The organism is Paenibacillus xylaniclasticus (genome assembly GCF_004001065.1).
Taxonomy (GTDB): Bacteria; Bacillota; Bacilli; order Paenibacillales; family Paenibacillaceae; genus Paenibacillus_T; species Paenibacillus_T xylaniclasticus.
Window position 1 is genome coordinate 1 of the sequence record NZ_BIML01000038.1, and the last position, 18,475, is coordinate 18,475.

General features: G+C 52.2%; 18 protein-coding genes, 1 tRNA gene and 1 pseudogene. 16 read left to right on the plus strand and 4 right to left on the minus strand.

Annotated features, from left to right (window positions below; translation table 11 throughout):
- The first annotated feature begins 393 nt into the window (after window positions 1-393).
- The 11 genes from guaB to PXY01_RS20265 all read left to right on the plus strand — a co-directional run bounded on the left by guaB (window position 394) and on the right by PXY01_RS20265 (window position 9,982).
- On the plus strand, window positions 394-1,851 hold the full coding sequence (gene guaB / locus PXY01_RS20215; protein WP_127572652.1) for an IMP dehydrogenase: 1,458 nt from the start codon (window positions 394-396) through the stop codon (window positions 1,849-1,851).
- A gap of 231 nt (window positions 1,852-2,082) precedes the next feature.
- Entirely contained in the window at window positions 2,083-3,342 is a 1,260-nt protein-coding gene (locus PXY01_RS20220; RefSeq protein ID WP_373864311.1) for a D-alanyl-D-alanine carboxypeptidase family protein, read from the plus strand.
- Between the two features lie 149 nt (window positions 3,343-3,491).
- The gene (gene pdxS, locus PXY01_RS20225) at window positions 3,492-4,373 is read left to right on the plus strand and encodes a pyridoxal 5'-phosphate synthase lyase subunit PdxS (RefSeq protein WP_127572655.1); all 882 of its coding nucleotides are present in this window, start codon (window positions 3,492-3,494) and stop codon (window positions 4,371-4,373) included.
- Window positions 4,374-4,541: 168 nt separating this feature from the next.
- On the plus strand, window positions 4,542-5,126 hold the full coding sequence (pdxT, locus tag PXY01_RS20230; RefSeq protein ID WP_127572657.1) for a pyridoxal 5'-phosphate synthase glutaminase subunit PdxT: 585 nt from the start codon (window positions 4,542-4,544) through the stop codon (window positions 5,124-5,126).
- 42 nt (window positions 5,127-5,168) lie between these two features.
- On the plus strand, window positions 5,169-6,449 hold the full coding sequence (serS, locus tag PXY01_RS20235; protein ID WP_127572659.1) for a serine--tRNA ligase: 1,281 nt from the start codon (window positions 5,169-5,171) through the stop codon (window positions 6,447-6,449).
- A 104-nt stretch (window positions 6,450-6,553) separates the two neighbouring features.
- Window positions 6,554-6,642 (plus strand) — tRNA-Ser (locus PXY01_RS20240).
- Between the two features lie 127 nt (window positions 6,643-6,769).
- Window positions 6,770-7,117, plus strand: coding sequence for a hypothetical protein (locus tag PXY01_RS20245; protein ID WP_127572661.1), 348 nt, complete (start codon window positions 6,770-6,772; stop codon window positions 7,115-7,117).
- 64 nt (window positions 7,118-7,181) lie between these two features.
- Window positions 7,182-7,364, plus strand: coding sequence for a hypothetical protein (locus PXY01_RS20250; RefSeq protein ID WP_127572663.1), 183 nt, complete (start codon window positions 7,182-7,184; stop codon window positions 7,362-7,364).
- A gap of 41 nt (window positions 7,365-7,405) precedes the next feature.
- On the plus strand, window positions 7,406-7,573 hold the full coding sequence (locus tag PXY01_RS20255; RefSeq protein WP_127572665.1) for a small acid-soluble spore protein P: 168 nt from the start codon (window positions 7,406-7,408) through the stop codon (window positions 7,571-7,573).
- A gap of 112 nt (window positions 7,574-7,685) precedes the next feature.
- Window positions 7,686-8,762, plus strand: a complete 1,077-nt coding sequence (locus tag PXY01_RS20260) for a hypothetical protein (protein ID WP_127572667.1) — start codon at window positions 7,686-7,688, stop codon at window positions 8,760-8,762.
- Between the two features lie 128 nt (window positions 8,763-8,890).
- Window positions 8,891-9,982 carry a phosphoenolpyruvate carboxykinase (ATP) gene (locus PXY01_RS20265; protein ID WP_127572669.1) on the plus strand — a complete coding sequence of 364 codons (1,092 nt, stop codon included), beginning with the start codon at window positions 8,891-8,893 and terminating at the stop codon, window positions 9,980-9,982.
- 108 nt (window positions 9,983-10,090) lie between these two features.
- Here the strand turns inward: PXY01_RS20265 and PXY01_RS22955 are convergent, their stop codons facing one another.
- Entirely contained in the window at window positions 10,091-10,279 is a 189-nt protein-coding gene (locus PXY01_RS22955) for an excalibur calcium-binding domain-containing protein (RefSeq protein WP_246028030.1), read from the minus strand.
- Window positions 10,268-11,107, minus strand: a pseudogene (locus tag PXY01_RS23405) (stalk domain-containing protein); the annotation flags it as partial. The pseudogene PXY01_RS23405 and the gene PXY01_RS22955, both read right to left, overlap by 12 nt.
- A gap of 322 nt (window positions 11,108-11,429) precedes the next feature.
- Here PXY01_RS23405 and PXY01_RS20275 point away from each other — a divergent pair.
- The 4 genes from PXY01_RS20275 (at window position 11,430) to PXY01_RS20290 (ending at window position 16,373) form a co-directional block, all read left to right on the plus strand.
- The gene (locus PXY01_RS20275) at window positions 11,430-12,584 is read left to right on the plus strand and encodes a type III polyketide synthase (protein WP_127572673.1); all 1,155 of its coding nucleotides are present in this window, start codon (window positions 11,430-11,432) and stop codon (window positions 12,582-12,584) included.
- Window positions 12,585-12,694: 110 nt separating this feature from the next.
- Window positions 12,695-13,429, plus strand: coding sequence for a methyltransferase domain-containing protein (locus tag PXY01_RS20280; protein WP_246028027.1), 735 nt, complete (start codon window positions 12,695-12,697; stop codon window positions 13,427-13,429).
- A gap of 114 nt (window positions 13,430-13,543) precedes the next feature.
- Window positions 13,544-14,725 carry an NAD(P)/FAD-dependent oxidoreductase gene (locus tag PXY01_RS20285; protein ID WP_246028031.1) on the plus strand — a complete coding sequence of 394 codons (1,182 nt, stop codon included), beginning with the start codon at window positions 13,544-13,546 and terminating at the stop codon, window positions 14,723-14,725.
- A 958-nt stretch (window positions 14,726-15,683) separates the two neighbouring features.
- Window positions 15,684-16,373, plus strand: a complete 690-nt coding sequence (locus PXY01_RS20290; protein ID WP_187699611.1) for a class I SAM-dependent methyltransferase — start codon at window positions 15,684-15,686, stop codon at window positions 16,371-16,373.
- A gap of 54 nt (window positions 16,374-16,427) precedes the next feature.
- Here PXY01_RS20290 and PXY01_RS22460 read toward each other — a convergent pair whose 3' ends face one another.
- Both PXY01_RS22460 and PXY01_RS20295 read right to left on the minus strand, forming a co-directional pair.
- On the minus strand, window positions 16,428-16,592 hold the full coding sequence (locus tag PXY01_RS22460) for a hypothetical protein (RefSeq protein WP_164744515.1): 165 nt from the start codon (window positions 16,590-16,592) through the stop codon (window positions 16,428-16,430).
- 48 nt (window positions 16,593-16,640) lie between these two features.
- Complete coding sequence (locus PXY01_RS20295) at window positions 16,641-17,882, minus strand: putative glycoside hydrolase (protein WP_127572679.1); 1,242 nt, start codon at window positions 17,880-17,882, stop codon at window positions 16,641-16,643.
- 7 nt (window positions 17,883-17,889) lie between these two features.
- Between PXY01_RS20295 and PXY01_RS20300 the strand changes: the two genes are divergently transcribed.
- The gene (locus tag PXY01_RS20300; RefSeq protein WP_127572681.1) at window positions 17,890-18,306 is read left to right on the plus strand and encodes a hypothetical protein; all 417 of its coding nucleotides are present in this window, start codon (window positions 17,890-17,892) and stop codon (window positions 18,304-18,306) included.
- Window positions 18,307-18,475 lie beyond the last annotated feature (169 nt).

Here is an 18,475-nt window from a genome sequence, read left to right on the forward strand (position 1 = left end):
ACGATGCCAAGCACAGAGAAGCCACTGTCTAATGACGGTGGTTTTTTTGTATTTCACCAATTGGATATAACTCCTTCTCAACCCTGAGGCTTTTTAAGCTCATACTACTGGCAATGGAGGAGAAGTGGCGACATAAGGGGAATGATTGCGAATCAGCCTTATCCTTATGTCCTACTGTGAATGGCGGACGCAGAAGGGCAGTACTATTGCCCCTGCACTCATCGGTATCGTTTTCCATTAGAATCAAGTGTTTCCTACTAATGAAAAACGTCATGAAAACGGCGCGAAATGGCGGTGTTACAGCCTTGACAGCCTAAAACCCCTCTGATAATATTGCAATAATATACGTCAGGCAAGGTTAAACAGGTATGAAATTAAGGGAGGAACATACTCGTGTGGGATAAAAAATTCGCCAAAGAGGGACTTACGTTTGACGACGTGCTGCTCATTCCGCGCAAGTCGGAAGTGCTGCCGCGGGAGGTTTCGGTTGCAACCGCGCTTAGCAACAGCGTAAAGCTGAACATTCCGATCATTAGCGCAGGGATGGATACGGTTACGGAGTCGGCAATGGCGATTGCGATAGCACGTGAAGGCGGTCTTGGCATTATTCATAAAAATATGTCCATCGCACAGCAAGCGGAGGAAGTCGATCGCGTGAAGCGTTCAGAGAGTGGCGTTATTACGAATCCGTTCTCTTTGACACCAGATCATCACGTATATGATGCTGAAGCGTTGATGGGCAAGTATCGGATTTCCGGTGTGCCAATCGTCGATGATCAAGGCAAACTGGTCGGCATTCTGACGAACCGTGACCTTCGTTTCGTTCATGACTACTCGATGAAGATCAGCGAGGTCATGACGCGCGAGGAGCTCGTTACAGCACCGGTCGGTACGACGCTGGAACAGGCCGAAATTTTGCTGCAGAAGCATAAAATTGAAAAGCTGCCGCTCGTTGACGAGAACGGTGTGCTTAAAGGGCTCATTACGATTAAAGATATCGAGAAAGCGATCCAATTCCCGAATGCGGCGAAGGATCAGCATGGCCGCCTTGTATGCGGTGCGGCGATTGGGATCTCCAAGGATACGTTCGAGCGTGCGGAAGCGCTCGTGAACGCGGGGGTTGACGCGATCGTTGTTGACTCCGCACACGGTCATCACCGCAACATTCTGAACTCCGTTGCGAAGCTTCGCGAGAAATATCCGACACTGACAATTATCGCTGGCAACGTAGCAACAGGTGAAGGTACGCGTGATCTGATCGAGGCTGGCGCCTCGGTTGTTAAGGTCGGGATCGGACCAGGCTCTATCTGCACGACGCGCGTCATTGCAGGTATTGGCGTACCACAGATTACGGCGATTTACGATTGCGCTTCGGTAGCTCGTGAGTATAACATTCCAATTATTGCGGACGGCGGCATCAAGTACTCCGGCGATATCGTTAAGGCAATTGCGGCTGGCGCAAGTGCGATCATGGTGGGCAGCTTGCTCGCCGGCACGGAAGAAAGCCCTGGCGAGTCGGAAATTTATCAAGGCCGTCGTTTCAAAGTGTACCGCGGTATGGGCTCGCTTGGCGCAATGAAGGAAGGAAGTAAGGACCGTTACTTCCAAGAGAATGAGAGCAAGCTCGTTCCAGAAGGCATCGAAGGTCGTGTTCCTTACAAAGGGGCTATGGCGGATACGGTTCACCAATTGATCGGCGGTCTTCGTTCCGGTATGGGCTATTGTGGCACAGCGACGATTGAAGAGCTGAAGAACGATACGCAGTTCATCCGTATTACGGGTGCAGGCCTTCGAGAAAGCCATCCGCACGATGTACAAATTACGAAAGAAGCGCCGAACTATTCTCTTTAATACAGGAAGCAGCTGGGACTAAAAAGCTGCCCATTCATATGTCATGTCCACTCTTGGCGACAATCGGAGCGGAACATCAAGGCCAGACAGGAAGAAAGCATCATACCTGTCTGGCTTTTTTATAGTAGGCTCCTATGTTACAATATGAGCGGACATAGCTTATGGGGAAATGGGGAGAAGAACTTGATAGTAAGGTATAAGCTGGGGCGCCTGCGCTCAATAACAGCGGCAATGTTGGCAGTATGGATGGTGATGTTGGCGCTCGGTTCCACAGCTGCATTTGCTGAGGGCGAGGCAGCCTCGACTAGCGCAGGCGCAGGGAACCCGCTAGGCATTAATGCATCAGCGGCTATTCTAGTAGAGCCTACAACTGGGCAAGTGTTATATGAGTTCAACGCGGATGAACCAAGGCCTCCGGCAAGTATGACGAAGATGATGACGGAGTACATTGTCCTTGAAGAAATTAAGGCGGGTCGCCTTTCGTGGGATACAGTGGTATCTACATCTGAGGAAGCGGCAACGGTACCGCCGGACGGTTCGCAAGTATATTTGGCAGTGGGCGAGAAGCATACGGTTAAAGAGTTGTATATTGCAATGGCGGTCGGTTCTGCAAGTGATGCGACAATTGCATTGGCAGCGCATATAGGAGGCTCCGTTCAGGGCTTCGTGGATAAAATGAACGAAACGGCGCAGAGCCTCGGCTTGACTTCGGCACATTATACTGGTCCGGCGGGACTTGAAGAGACGACGGTTATATCGGCTCGTGACCAAGCAAAGTTGGCATCTGTAATTGTTAACGAACATCCAGAGTTTCTGGAATACTCAAGCATTCCTCGTTACAAATTCCGCGAGCGGGATAAAGGTGAGCTGATCAATTACAATTACATGCTCGGTTCGAATAAAGATGTGACGGAGCTGAAATCATACGCTTATCCAGGCGTAGATGGCATGAAGACAGGCTACCTGTCCGCTGCAGGCTACTGCTTCACGGGTACGGTTGAAGTGAACGGCTTGCGCTATGTTAGTGTCATTATGGATGCGGATTCGAAGGGATCGCGTTTCCGAGAGACAGCCAAGATGTACGATTATGGATATGCCAATTTTGAGAAGAAGACCATCGTTCCACCGAAGACTGTTGTAGAAGCGGTGAAGACGGTCAAAATAAAAAAAGGTAAGAAGAAATCCGTTGAAGTCATGACAGCATCTGACGTAAGCTTCCTCGTGAAGAAAGGCTCTGAGCCTCAGGCAGAAGTCGTGAAGACGGAGCTGCTCCCAGACAAGGAGCTGGTCGCACCGATCAAGCAAGGCCAGAAGCTGGGTACGGTGACTTATGAGTATACGAATCCAGACACGAATCAGAAGCTGACGCAGACGGTTGATCTCATCGCGTCGAAGGACGTGAAGAAAGCCGGCTGGTTCACGATGCTGTTCCGCAACATCGGCCACTTCTTCTCAAGCCTGTTCAGCGGAATTGCTAACCTGTTCGGATAATGACGAGCAAGGCATGCTTAATGTACAAAGAGTCGCAGTAATCGCAGCTTCTAGGGTTGTCGATTCGCTATGCATCATGTAAAATTAATGGTTAGAGTTACATTCGGAGAAATAAATGTATCCGCATCTAATTAGGAGGAATTCAGGAGATGGAAACAGGTACTTCGCGCGTTAAACGCGGCATGGCCGAAATGCAAAAAGGCGGCGTCATCATGGACGTCATGAACGCAGAGCAAGCAAAAATCGCGGAAGCGGCAGGCGCGGTAGCGGTAATGGCGCTTGAGCGTGTTCCTTCCGATATTCGTGCGGCAGGCGGCGTAGCCCGCATGGCTGATCCGACAATCGTAGAGGAAGTTACGAAAGTCGTCTCCATTCCGGTTATGGCGAAAGCTCGAATTGGTCACTATGTAGAAGCAAAAGTGCTGGAATCGATGGGTGTTGACTACATCGACGAGAGTGAAGTGCTGACGCCGGCGGATGAAGTGTTCCATATCAATAAGAACGAGTTCACGGTTCCATTCGTCTGCGGCGCGAAGGATCTTGGCGAAGCGCTCCGTCGTATTCAAGAAGGCGCATCGATGATCCGCACGAAAGGTGAGCCAGGAACGGGCAATATCGTTGAAGCGGTTCGTCATCTTCGTCTGATCCACGGTCAAATTCGCAAAGTCCAAAACCTGTCGAAGGACGAGCTGTTCAACGAAGCGAAGGTTCTCGGCGTTCCTTACGATCTGCTGCTGCAGGTTGCAGAAGCAGGCAAGCTTCCAGTTGTTAACTTCGCAGCAGGCGGCGTAGCTACACCAGCGGACGCTGCGCTTATGATGCATCTTGGCGCTGACGGCGTATTCGTCGGCTCCGGTATTTTCAAATCGGACAACCCTGAGAAGTTCGCTCGCGCAATTGTGGAAGCGACGACTCACTACACGGATTATAAGCTGATTGCCGAAGTATCGAAAAACCTCGGTACGCCGATGAAAGGCATCGACATCAAGACGCTCTCGGGCTTCGACCGCATGCAGGATCGCAGCATCTAATGCTTCCGTCCTCACCGGCGAGCAGGCATCGAGCTGTATGATATAGCAGAGAGAAAAGCCCCTATCCAGGGGCTTTTCGACAATGCAGGGACATACTTAGAATAACGGGCCATGATCACACGTCTTCGGGAGCGAAGATGGACCGGATAAGAAAGCGGGTATTAAGAGATGAAGATTGGCGTATTGGCATTGCAAGGCGCAGTAGCGGAGCATATTCGCGGATTGGAGGCGGCAGGCGCGGAAGCGGTCGCTATCAAACGTACGGAGGAGCTGGAAAGCCTCGACGGTCTTGTTATTCCTGGCGGCGAGAGCACGACGATTGGCAAGCTGATGCGGAAATACGGCTTTATCGACGCGATTCGCGAGTTCTCTGCGCAAGGCAAGCCGCTGTTCGGTACTTGCGCAGGATTGATCGTGCTGGCGAAGCGGATTGAAGGACAGGACGATGCACATCTTGAGCTGATGAATATGACGGTTCAGCGTAATGCATTCGGTCGTCAGCGCGAAAGCTTCGAGACGGATCTTGATGTGAAAGGGATCGACGAGCCTATTCGGGCTGTATTTATTCGGGCGCCTCTGATTAAACAAGTTGGAGAAGGCGTTGATGTGATCTCGACATATAAGAATGAGATTGTAGCTGCTCGTGAAAACCATTTGCTTGCTTGCTCGTTCCATCCGGAACTAACGGACGATTACCGGCTGCATGCCTATTTCGTTAACATGGCGCGTGAAGCAGCTGAACGCCGGGGCTAACCGTTCGAAGGCAGCCTTCCGGAATAGAGAGGAGAATGATTCGTGTTAGACGTGAAATGGCTAAGAAACGATTACGATAAAGTAGTACAGGCGCTTGTGAACCGCGGCAAATCGGAGGAGCTGATTGCAGGTTTTCCAGCGCTCGATACACGACGCCGTGAGCTGTTGACAGAATCGGATAACTTGAAGAATCGTCGTAATGTCGTTTCGCAGGAAGTGGCAAAGCTGAAGAAGTCGGGCGGCGACGCAGAATCGCTTATTATCGAGATGCGTCAGGTCGGCGACCGTATTAAAGAAATTGACGAGGAGATCCGCGATCTCGAAGCACAAATCGATGAACTGACTGAAGCGATTCCGAACATGCCTCATGAGAGTGTGCCGGTTGGCGCATCCGAGGAAGATAATGTCGAGCTGCGCCGCATAGGTGAACCAACTGCTTTCAGCTTTGAGCCGAAGCCGCACTGGGAAATTGCTCAGGAGCTCGGCATTCTCGACTTCGAGCGTGCAGCTAAAGTAACGGGCTCGCGATTCGTTTTCTACCGCGGGTTAGGCGCTCGTCTGGAGCGTGCGCTTATCAGCTTTATGATGGATTTGCACAGCGACAAGCACGGCTATGAGGAGGTACTGCCTCCATATATCGTCAACCGCGACAGCTTGTTCGGTACAGGTCAGCTGCCGAAGTTCGAAGAGGATCTGTTCAAGATCGAAGGCTCGGACTATTTCTTGATTCCAACGGCCGAAGTGCCGGTGACGAATATTGCGCGTGAAGAAATTTTGTCGCTTGAAGATTTGCCGAAGTATTATGTTGCTTACAGTGCATGCTTCCGTTCCGAAGCGGGCGCAGCGGGCCGCGATACGCGCGGTCTAATCCGCCAGCATCAGTTCAACAAGGTAGAGCTGCTGAAGATGGTCACGCCAGAAACGTCGTATGACGAGCTGGAGAAAATGACGGCGAACGCGGAGCGCGTACTGCAGCTGCTCGGCTTGCCGTACCGCGTATTGGCGCTCTGCACGGGCGATATGGGCTTTACAGCGGCGAAAACATACGATTTGGAAGTATGGCTGCCTAGCGCAGATACGTACCGTGAAATTTCGTCATGCTCGAACGTGGAGGATTTCCAAGCTCGCCGGGCAGGCATCCGCTTCCGCCGGGAGCCGAAGAGCAAGCCAGAATTTGTGCATACGCTCAACGGCTCGGGTCTTGCGGTCGGCCGTACATTTGCTGCCATTTTGGAGAACTATCAGCAAGCTGACGGCTCCGTCATTATTCCGGAAGTGCTGCGTCCTTATATGGGCGGCATCGAGGTTATTACGAAGAAATAAGCTGTATTATACAATTGGAAAAAGAGCTCGAGGTTGAGCTCTTTTTCTAGTTGATTGTTTGATTTTGTTTATGGTACAATCTTTATGTTGTTTCCTTTCAATACGGAGAGGTACCGAAGTGGTCATAACGGGGCGGTCTTGAAAACCGTTAGAGTGCAAGCTCACATGGGTTCGAATCCCATCCTCTCCGCCAGTTTACCTTTATCATGAATCTACATAGGGCTGCGCTGTCGCGCAGCCCTTTTTGCATTCCGATATGTCCGCATAAGCATAAAATACGGCTCGATTCCGCATCTTAAACGGTGTGGAGGTGGATAGCGATGGAACAACAAGATGAGCTGCAGATTGACCAGGAGCAGCTAGCAAGTGCATGGCTAAGCACGCTGCCGACGACCATTAACTCATCCGATCAGGCAGAGGTATGGCCCGACGCGGGCGACCCGAAAGCGCTGCGAGTAACGATTCATACGGCGGGGCATCAAGATTATTCGTTTGATTTTAAAGTGGGATACGTGGACAGCCGGGAAGTAAAGGTCGAGCTGATCGACGTTGAGAAGGCAGGCCAGTCGGTTGACGAACGGACCGACATCATCCAACAGCTTGCCCTTGATTACAAACGGCATCTTCATGAATGCGCTCAGGCGCTGCAATCCATTACGCATCATTAAGCTCCGAGCCATGAGGTCAGAAGAAGATATAGGTTAAGATACGCTGGAAGGAGCGAAAAAAACGATGACAAAGGCCAAAGGCGGCGTGGACAAAAATTTGACGAACGTCGTGGAGGATCTTGAGATCGATCCGGTCAACAGCCATCATGCTCAGCAGCTGCAGCAGGATGTGGCGGATCGCCGTAATAAAGCGGCGATGAACCACGATCATCCTTCGGATTTGTCGACGCCTAAGACCGGAGATTAACTACAAGTGTCAATTTATAGACAGGAGATGATCGTTCCACTATGAGTAAGCCTGACAGCATACCTGTGCCGAACCCAGAGTCGGACAGCAGGGCGAGTCGCCGCCAGCGCCATCACAATCAACCGCAGCAGCCGCTATCCGGCTCGAAGAAGGTGAAGCAGCAGAACCATTCCCGGCACAATAACGGTGAGGGCTCTGAACCGACTTAGGAATATAACCCGTTTCCATAAGTAGATGGAAACGGGATTTTTTTATATCTAGGGGTGTTAAATATTCATGATTTCAAGTATTATGAGATAAAGAAAAGGGGGAGTTATAAAAGTGAGTTGGATGAAGAAAGCAGCAGTCGCAGCTATGGCTGGTATGCTTCTCGTAGCGGCTGGGTGCAGCAGCGGCAAGTCGAGCAAGCAAGTCTTGCAGGATTCTTATAAGAAGATGGCTGAGGTCCAATCGTACACGTACAGCGGTACACTTGGATTTGATCAATTGGAAGTGCCAGAGGCGGAAGCCGATGAAGTGGGCGCTGTGTTAGATATCATTAAAGGCGCTAAGGTGGCATTTGACGGGCAATTCGATATGGACGCAAAGCGTACAGATCTTAAACTGAAGCTGGAATGGCAGGCAGACGGAACGTCGACGACGCTGGAAGTTCCATTCATCGTGACAGAAGAGAGCGCCTATCTCAAAATCCCGTCATTCCCGATTATTCCAACGGAGCTGACGAGCAAGTTCATCGAGATTGATCTGAAAGAGCTTGCCGAAGACCAAGGCGCAGAAATATTCAGCCAAACGGATAAGCAGCGCGAGCTGTCTGCTAAGCTGCTCGATGCGATTATCAATCCGTTCGAAGAGAAGGAATATTTCTCGAAGCCAAAGGCGGCTGACGTGCAAGGTTTGCCAGAGGGTGCGAAATACGATCAGCTCGTTCAATTCAAAGTAACGAATGAAACGTTCGAACCAGCACTTGAGCTGGCTCTTAATAAAGTGGTGCCGGCGGTTATTGATTTGATTGCTGCTAACGAAGAGTATTTGAAGCTGACTGGTCTGAATAAGGAGAATCTCGATTCCGCCAAGCAGTATGTAGCGGATAACAGTCCGACGATTTTGGAGCAAGCGAAGAAAACAGTTAAAGTAAACGAAATTTCGATAACGAATGGTCTGAAGGACGATTACGTGGCTTATCAAGGAATTGATACCGACCTAGCTATCACGCCAGAGGACGGCAGTGGTGAGATTAAGCTTGATATGTATGTGCGTATGCAGTACGAAGACATTAATAAGAAGCAGACGTTCAAACAAGAAATTCCGACCGACACGATGACGCTTGACGAAGCGCTGGCGGTGTTCGGCTTGGACACAAGCGCGCTTGAAGCACTGGAAGAGGAAGCACTGCAATAATATATTAATTAGGAAACCGTGAGCCTTGTTTATGGGCTTGCGGTTTTTTTTTTGTGCGGGAAATTAAGTAATTTACATTAGTTCAATAATTTTCTATACTTACAGAAAAGTATGGGGGTCGTAAACGTATGAACCAGAGCTTTCAACAGGTAACGCTGCGTTATTTGCATACCGAACTGGAATTTCGGATCGAGGATGGGGTTTCGCTGGAGCCTGTGTTCGAGTTTTTCGGCACGCACTTCGAGGTTGGAAGAGGGCAGGCATCTGATCATCCGTTGGCCGTCATACAAGTGATTCGAGACGGTTCGCAGTTCGATCATATAACGTGGGAGCAAGGGGATGAGGTGTACATTCGGAAGAGTACATCGTCATTTTTTACCATTCGAGCGAGACGGATTGGGATTGGGGAGACGGAATATTTCAGATGTGACGAGACGGGTATTTGCATCGCAATGGATAAGGGACAACGGACTATTATTATCACTGGGGCGTTGGAGGGCAGCGAGCGGGAGAACCTTGTACTGATCGAGCTAATCCGTGATCTGGTGCTGAAGAATGAAGAAAATTACGGTGTAGTCGTCGTGCATGCGACCTGTGCCTATCGAGACGACGAGGCATCGATAATTGTTGGACAGAAAGGAGCGGGCAAGTCGACGACGCTTCTGGAGCTGGTGCATCGATTTCATTTTTTGTTCATGAGCGGTGACAAAACGCTCGTGTGGGCGGACGGCGGCAAGCTTTATGCTTCGGGATGGCCGGATTATCCTCATTTGGGGCTTGGCACAATGTCGAAATATTCACAGCTGGTAGAGATTTATAACTTGGCAGATTCGATCGCGGCCGCTCAGGAGACGATTTGGTCAGGAGAGCACAAGATTGCGGCCAGTCCAGATGTGTTCAAGACCGTGATCCCGATGACAGAGTCTGGACTGACGTGTCCGATCGGTCGTATCGTGTATCCACAGCTATATCAGTCTGAGCGATGTGAGGCTCGGCCCGTTACAGATCATATTGGTCGGCTTATTCCGCACGTAGAGCGGATGTTCAGCGAAGGAGCGGTGCTATGGAACTCTTATGTAGAGCCGTCTACGGATGAGGCGTATAGTTTAGCGCTTCGGAGCTGCTTGGAGCTGCTTGGTGAGCTTCCTGCTGTTATGGTCGAAGGATCGGGAGTAATTAAAGAGTCTGACTGGGAGAGTGCGATAAGGAGCAGCAAATGATAGGGTAAAGCGCCGAGAGGCGCTCTTGTTGCATAGGTGTGGCACCACTGACGTTCCAACGGCGGTGGTGCCACTTCTGCTTGATCTGTTCGGGAGACGCTCGCCAAGTTAATTCTCGCAAGCAACGCCGTCTTTGTCGCGGTCAAGGGCGGTGCTGTAGCCGGGTTGTCCTTTGTAGAGCGGTGCAGCGCCTGCTGCTTTAGCAGCCTCGCAGCTTTTGTAATAGACCGTGCTCGGATTGGTTGGTGTTGTCGGGTTCGGTGTAACGGTTCCGCTTGTTCCATCGATAACGAACAATACACGGGTTCCGTTCGGACGATCCTGCAGGAAGTTGCCTACCCATGAGCCTGCTCCGCGGTTATCCGCTGATTTCACGTAAGCAACGTCTGCTCCAGCTCCGCCCTCCGCACACATAGCCATCGGGAACTCATCGCGATCGTAGCCCGTTTTGGTCGGGATGCCGGCAAGCGACTTCTCACGGTTTTCGTCAGCGCCATCTCGATCGATCGTACAGATTGGCGTCTTACCACGCTTAATCGCACTTTTGATATGAGAGGCGGTCTCTGGGTAACGGTCGCTCGGGAAATTCAGCACGAGATCGTACTGCCGATCTGTGATGAAGACGGTCTTCGTGGCGTTCGCCCAATTGACGATCTTGTTCAGCATTTCACCGGCTGCGCGAACCGGAACATAGGTTGTGCCGCTGAGGTTGAGCGGGACGACGCTTGATTGCTTGCCGTTGACGATTAATTTTAGTTTTTTGCTCGACGGTTTGGTTAACGCTTGTTGCTTGTCGTTAATGTAGACGGTCTTTGTAGCATTGTCCCAACTAACAATTTTGTTCAGCATTTCGCCAGCAGCACGAACGGGAACGTAGGTCGTGCTGTTTCGAATGATCGGAGCAGTGCTTGATTTCAGGCCATTCACGATGAGCTTGGCTGTAGGTGTAGCCGCTTTCGCCCGCAGGGCCGAGCCTGTCTGGCTCCCCCGCTGCACCTGGTTTATAGGAGGTGGGGTACTGCTCTGATTAGGCTCGACTGGAGATGGAGCAGGTGCAGGGTTGGGGGAACCGCAGCCCGCGAAGACCAGTGCGATGGACAGTAGAATAGGAATTATTTTATTCATGTGACGGCATCGCTCCTTAAAGTCATCGGTTCATGTCGGTATTAGAATGGCCGTTCTCGTCGTGTGTTACTCAAATGCGGCTCCTCGTTCTATCGCTATTGATGAATGAATACAATGGAAGCAGTTTGTCCCTATTCGCACGTTGGGGGAACGCATAGGCTGTTCAGCATCGAGAAGGTTGATTCAGACCGAAGAACGAGTAGCGGAGTGTAGGTGAGACCTGCATGAGTACGAGGTTTCGAGGGCTGGATTAAGCTTCGACGTCGATTAAGCATCATGAGTTACCTCGTGGATCAACAGCCGTTAATAGAGGAGGAGCGGGATGGAGCGGTACGAAACGAAAGTGGCGCTGTTCGGCATTGGGACGGCAGTGCCGGATTGCCAGCTCGATCAGAAGGATACGGCGGCGAGGCTGGCAGAGGGGTTGGAGGCTGGCGGCAGACGGGATCAGGCGAGATGGGCCCGTCGTATTTTTCACCAGAGCGGTGTTGAGAAGCGCTACACGTGCGAGAGGAGCTTGAGCGGACCGGCGTCGGAGAGCCGCTATGCACCGGGAACGGAGCGGGATAAGGCGCCGCGTACGTCGGAGCGGATGGCGCTGTACCGCGAGCATGCGCCGATTCTAGCGGAGCGGGCGGCGAGAGCGGCTTTAGCAGATAGCGGCGTGGAAGCAGGAGCCATTACGCATCTTCTAACAGTTAGCTGTACGGGGATGTATCTTCCAGGTCTTGATGCCGAGCTGGCGCACCGACTGGGGCTGCGAAGCGGCTTGCGCAGGCTGCCTCTAACTTTCTTAGGATGCGCGGCGGGGATGACAGCGATCCGAACGGCACGTGAGCTCGTTCATGCGGAGGAGCAAGCGGTTGCGCTTATTGTATGTGTTGAGCTGTGCACGCTGCATACACAGCCGTCAGGGGATCGGGAGTCGCTGTATGCGGCGGCGTTCTTCGGAGATGGCGCAGCGGCCTGCGTTATAGGCCGTCCTTCTGTAATAAGCGATCAAGGGGTACGGCGGACCAAGGATATGTTCATCCTGTCGGAGGGGCGATCGGAGCTTGCTCCTGCGGCGGCAGAGTCCATGCGGTGGACGGTTGGAGACAACGGATTTGATCTGTATTTATCGCCGAAGGTTCCAGAGCTGCTCGGTCAATACGTGCCGGATATGCTGGAGCAGTATGCGCCGGGCTGGACACCTAGCTGGTGGGCCATTCACCCGGGAGGCAAAGGAATCGTCGATGCGATGCAGAAGCTGTTCGAGCTGAGCGATGAGCAGGTGTCGGTGAGCCGAGAGGTGCTGAGAGCGTATGGGAATATGTCCTCGGTAACGATTATGTTCGTGCTGCGGGGAGCTCAGGAGCGTCTTCGCAGGCAGAGAAGCGGACCGAATGAAGGGCTGGCGGTAGCGTTCGGACCTGGCTTGACGGCCGAACTGCTGCGGCTGACTTATTGGCCAGGGGGGGCCGCCTGCGCAGAATAACCGATAGGTTTATACGACATGCTAATGGAGATGGACACGTATGATTCGACGCTGCATCTTGCGAGTCCAGTCAAGACCGGTAGCGATGGCGGAAAGGCTTGGTGAACGCGTTGAGCGATATCTTACTCAGACGGCGAGCGGCTGAACCAGAGCTAATGGACGATTACGCCTCCTCCGGCGGAGAAGCGCTGCGGGAGGCTCACCGGCATCTTCGTCGGCTGAACCTGCTGTTTGCCGCTTCGGGTCCGATCGTGTTCGGAGTGGAACGGCTGTGGCGTAAGGCAGGCTGTCCTGATCGGCTGTCCGTGCTCGATATCGGCTGTGGTCAAGGGGATGTGAATGGCGCACTGCTTCGATGGGCGGAGCGGAGAGGCGTTGTGCTGCAGCTGACGCTGGCAGATATTACGGAAGAGGCTTGTGCTGAGGCGAGGGCTTTGTATCAGGAAGAGCCGCGTGTCAAGGTGGAGAGGCTTGATCTGTTCGAGCTGCCGGATCATTATGCGGATATAACGGTTGCCTCACAGGTGCTGCATCATTTTGAGGAGGATCAGGCGGTACAGGCGCTGAATGCAATGGCACGCAGTGCGCGGATGGGCTGTGTGGTTGGCGATATTCATCGTCATCCGGCAGCGTGGGCTGCGGTATGGCTTGCGGCGAGGATGGTGTCGCGTAACCGCTACATACGGCACGATGGCCCGCTCTCGGTGGCTAAAGGGTTTCGAGCATCGGATTGGCGGTGCTTTCGGAATCGGCTGCAGGCCGTGGACCCGGCTTATCATCTAGAGTTCGTCTGGCGTCCGCTCTTTCGTTATTGCTGCTTGGTGTATCGGGCAGACGGGGGTTAAGACAGTTAAGGGAGAGCGATTGAGTGACATACCGATTCATGTGGGGGAGGGAGTGTTATGCATGACGTAATTGTAGTAGGAGCGGGAATTGCAGGCGGTTCAATGGCATGCGCAATGGCAGCACAAGGCTGGGATACGGTTCTGCTTGACCGGCATTCGTTCCCCCGTGTGAAGGTGTGCGGCGAGTTTCTGTCGCCGGAGTCTCGTCATTCATTGGCAGCGCTAGGTCTTAGCGCTGTGCTGGAGGAGCTGCAGCCGGCACCGCCAGCCATTGCGCGCATCCGGCTGTCGGCAGGCAGCGGGCGGCCGCTGGAGCTGCCGCTGCCTGAGCCGGCGCATAGCGTAAGTCGCTATGCGCTTGATTGTGCGCTGCAGCGCGAGGCAAAGCGGCGCGGCGCGCAGGTGCGGACCGGCGTCACGGTCCGCTCGATCGAGCGAGGAGCGCTCGGCTGGCGCGTGGGCGTTCGCTCACGCGAGCACGGCGAAGCCGTGCTGGAGGCACGCGCGGTCATTGGCGCGTGGGGGCGTGTTGCGGCGGCGGGTTTGGCGGAGCCGCCCGCTGCCGATGCAGGCGCCGGCGGCTGGGGCGGCGCGGGCACAGCCAATGCGGCGGGCATGCTGAGGCGTGCGAGCCGGTGGTCTGCCCGAACGCTACGCGGCGGAAGCTACGTTGGCGTTCGGGTGGAGCTTGCGGGCGTAACGGCCGAGCCGGTCGTGGAGCTGTATTGGTTTCGCGGCGGCTACATTGGTCTCGTGCCGATGGGTAATGGCACGGTGAACGCCGCCGCGCTTGTGACGCCGGACGCGTTCCGCTCGTCCGGCTCCGCTGCCGCCGGCGTAGTGGCGGCGGCAGCACTCGCGGTTCCCGCGCTGGCGGAGCGGCTGCGGCAGGCGCAGCCGGTGGACGGCTCGGCCGCGGTGACGCCGGTGGCGCTCACCCGCGTGCCACGCCCCTGGGGCGTCGTGCCGCATATCGGCGACGCCGCAGCCGTCATCCCGCCGCTGTGCGGCGACGGGATGGCGATGGGCCTTCATGCGGCGTCGCTGTGCGCGCCGATGGCGGACCGTTACCTGCGCGGCACACTCACGCTTGGGGGCTGGCGCGCAGCGTATACAGAGACGCTGCAAGATGATTTTGCCGGGCCGCTTCGATGGGGGCTGCTGCTGCAGGCAGGCTTGTCGAGCCGCGGGCTGTCGCCGCTGCTGCTGCGGCTCGGCCGGTTCGCGCCAAGCGTGGCGTATCGCTTCGTGGAAGCGACTCGGCTGCGAACCAATGGCGCTGAGCTTCCCGTATAGCTTGGTGACACAGTTAAATAAGCTGCTTCACGAGATCGGCTTGATTGCCGTTTTGTGCTAAATACCATTTGGGAGAAACATGAAAAGCTAAAGCTGATACATATATGGTTAATAAATCCATAGAAGGAATTATTGTTTCAGGCTTAAGTTATGGGGAGGAGTATGGACAGATTTAACATAGGCCAATACGGAAGTTTTGATTTTCAAAGAAACTAGTGAAGCATTATTCGCGTGGCTTTCCCAGAAAGGTCGAGAGTATGACTTTACCCCTATCTTAGAGTTCGATGCCTTGAATAAATACATATACAATGATGACTTTCTTGAACATTTATTTAGATCAATACAGCGATTTAAGGCTTTGTCTGGATACGCGAGGTTATTTCTACAAGATAGATTAGACCCGTTCTTCGATTCTAAATCAGCGATAAAGAAATATGCAGGATTTGCAGAAACGATTCACTTATCTAACGTTCAAATAACTAATGATAATATAATTCAAAATAGCCGATCCCCCGTACTGCCTAGTCAATCGCCAAGTGATGGTTGGGCACCTATTGAACAATATTTAAACACGATCATACAAGAGAACAATAACGTAAAGATCATGTTCGAGCATAGGTCTGATTTAGTTTCTGATGAAGTACTTTGGAAATGCTATAACTGGGTTAATAGATTTTTCGAGTAATCTTGAGACAATCCGTTACAAGCCTGCATAAGAATATTATTGTAAAAGATGTAACACAGAACTATACTTTATTTATATTGTATAAAGGGAGAGATGCAGTATGAAAAGTCTGTTCGTATATCCTCAAGAGGGAAATAGGCAAATCTAAACGACGGAAGTTACACTTATACGTTGAGATATTGATGTGCTTCCGTGGTTCACATAACATGGAGGTATAACGAGTTGAATATAAATAATTGGGAATCTTTCTTTGATGCACATGCACCCCACTACATGAATAATGGTTTTACTAAGAACACCATTTCGGAAGTTGATTTTGTGATTGAAGAATTGAAGCTCCCGGAAGGAAGCACCATTCTTGATGTAGGGTGCGGCACAGGAAGACATTCTATCGAGCTGGCAAAGCGTGGATACCAGGTCACAGGAGTCGATATATCCTCGGGGATGCTGTCGGAAGCTAAGAAGATGGCTGCAGAAGCGAATGTGGAGGTTGAATGGGTTCATTGTGACGCTGCGAAATACACCCCAGCAGAGACATTCGATGCGGTAATCTGTCTATGCGAGGGGGCATTCGGTTTAGTCGGCAGAGATGAGGAGCCCGTCGAACATGATTTGGCGATTCTTCGCCATATATCGGACGCATTGAAGCCCAAGGGGCGATTTATCCTTACAACCTTGAATGCTTACGCAAAACTTCGCAGCCTTACTCAAGAAGATGTTGATTCCGGCAGGTTTAATCCTGTAACGATGGTAGAGCATTATATGGACGAATGGAATTTGCCTGAAGGCAAGAAGCAGGTTGAGGTGAAGGAGCGAAGATACCTGCCGTTTGAATTGAAACAGATGTTTTCTCAGGTGGGATTGAAGGTTGAGAACATCTGGGGCGGTACGTTGGGGAAATGGAGTAAGCGTCAAAGCATCAATTTGGATGAGATTGAGATCGTTGTTGCTGCAAAAGAATAAGTGGAAATAGGGATTGCCGGTTCAAGGCAATCCCTTAATTTATGCTCTAATGCTCTAATCAAATAAATGCCGGAGCGCACGGACTAGCAGCCGAATGCCGGCCGCTGCCAGCTCTCCTATGATGTCGAACCATGAATGCTCCGTCCAGTTCTTACGCCGTTTCTCGGTTCGAATATGCTTCGAATCAGACATAGTAAGCGCCTCTCTTGCTACGAACATTTAATGATTCGCTCCGTAGACTAATGGGAAGTCCTCTTCCTCTCTAGACTAAGGCGTATAGTCTACGTTCGCGGAATAGTTATTACCGGCATTCCAGATCAAATATTCGTAGATGCCTGCATCCTTGAGCGCTTGAATCTGGGCATCAACCTGTGTCTTACCATAACGGATATAGCTTCCCTTCGGGAGCCAGGAGGCGGTAAAGTCCTGGATCCAAGGACGCGAGATCGGCGGTGTCTCCAGTGCTTCGAGCTTTTCCTTCTCCCGCTTAGTATATTCCTGTACGAGCCGATACGGCTCGGTGTCCGGATGATTAATGCCGAAGTAGCCATCATTCCAGTGGCTTGGATAAATCATGGAGGAGATCACATCGACATTCTCCGCAATCCGGCTGAAATTCTGCCCGATACCGGGTGCCTCCGGCAGCGTTGCAGAGTAACCGAATATATCGACCGATACTTTAACGCCATATGGCTTAAGCTGCTCTCTGGCATATTGGACGAAGTCGGTGACGGCGTCGACGCGCAGCTGCGTATACCGTGCCTCCTCGCTGAAATCCGGCTTACTAGGCTCTGTTTTCTTATAGTCAGCTAACGCCTTCTTAGCATCGTCTAATGTCTTCTTGCTCTCATCGGTCGGATCAGCGTGATAAGCAGCAGATGCCGTATCGACTGCCGCCTGCAGCGGGGTGAGTCCAGCCTCATAGTCAGCCAAAGCTTCGGCGTATGCTTTCTCCTGCTCGGCGAACTTAGTGGGCTTCTTATCTGCGTACTCGCCCATAGAATATTGTAACATTTTATCCTTTTTTTCAAATCCCTCTGGAAACCGAACGTAGTCGAATTGAATTTCTTGGAATCCTAGCTTAGCCGCGAGAATCGCCGCTTCGATGTTGTGCTGCCAGTTCTCCTTGAGAAAGGGGTTAACAAAACCGTCGCCGTTGCCGTTACGCCATACTTTGCCGTCAAGCGTATAAGAAAGCTGCGGCTTTTTCTTCGCAAGGACGGAGTCCTTGAACACAACGATGCGGGCGATCGGATATATCTGGTGCTCCTCTAGTGTTTTCAGCAGCGCTTCAGGATCTTTGATGTATGGCTGCCCGTATTCGGCCAGCTCGCCTTCCGGCTTGAACGTAATATAGCCGTCATCGTCCTTAATATCAATGACCATAGCGTTAAGCTCTGTATCGTCTACGAGCTGCAGCAACGACTTCATTTTCTCACCGCCGGCGGACCAGCCGGTAACGTATATGCCGCGAACTGCATCCGGGTATTCGAATTGATAGGGGGACACGAATCCTGTGGGCTCCGTCGGTGTCGTGACGGGAGGTGTGTCAGTTGTGCCGTCTGAATGGTCGTCCGGATTCGGCGCTGCCTCCGAGTCAGAAGGATCGGCAGGATCGGCGGGCGTGTCTGGTGTGATAGGCGAGGGTGTTGTGGATGAGTCGGGTGAATCGGCTGTTGTCTCGGCTGGCGATGATGAAGAGCAGGCGGCAGATAACAATAATCCACATAGCACAATCAAGACGATTATTTTTTTCACAGCAGGGCTCCCCTTTGTTCGAAACTATATAGCTGCGGCATTCGTCATTCCGGTAGCGCGTATGAGCGGGCAGCGCTGGCTGTTCCCGGGATGGCGTGTTCAACTTAACTATATGCGCGGCGGTTCAATACATGATTCCGTTCTGGAATCGAGCTCTCATTTCTTAATATCGTGACTAGAATGTATATGATTAACGAGGAGACGGGTATAACAGAGGTCGACTTGTATAATTCGAACCGGCTCGACCAGTTCTATTCGTCTGCGGACAATTATATTTATATGGCACCTGTATTCGTGGGCTATGTTGAGGATGGACAGGATGTTGTATTAAATCACGAGCATAG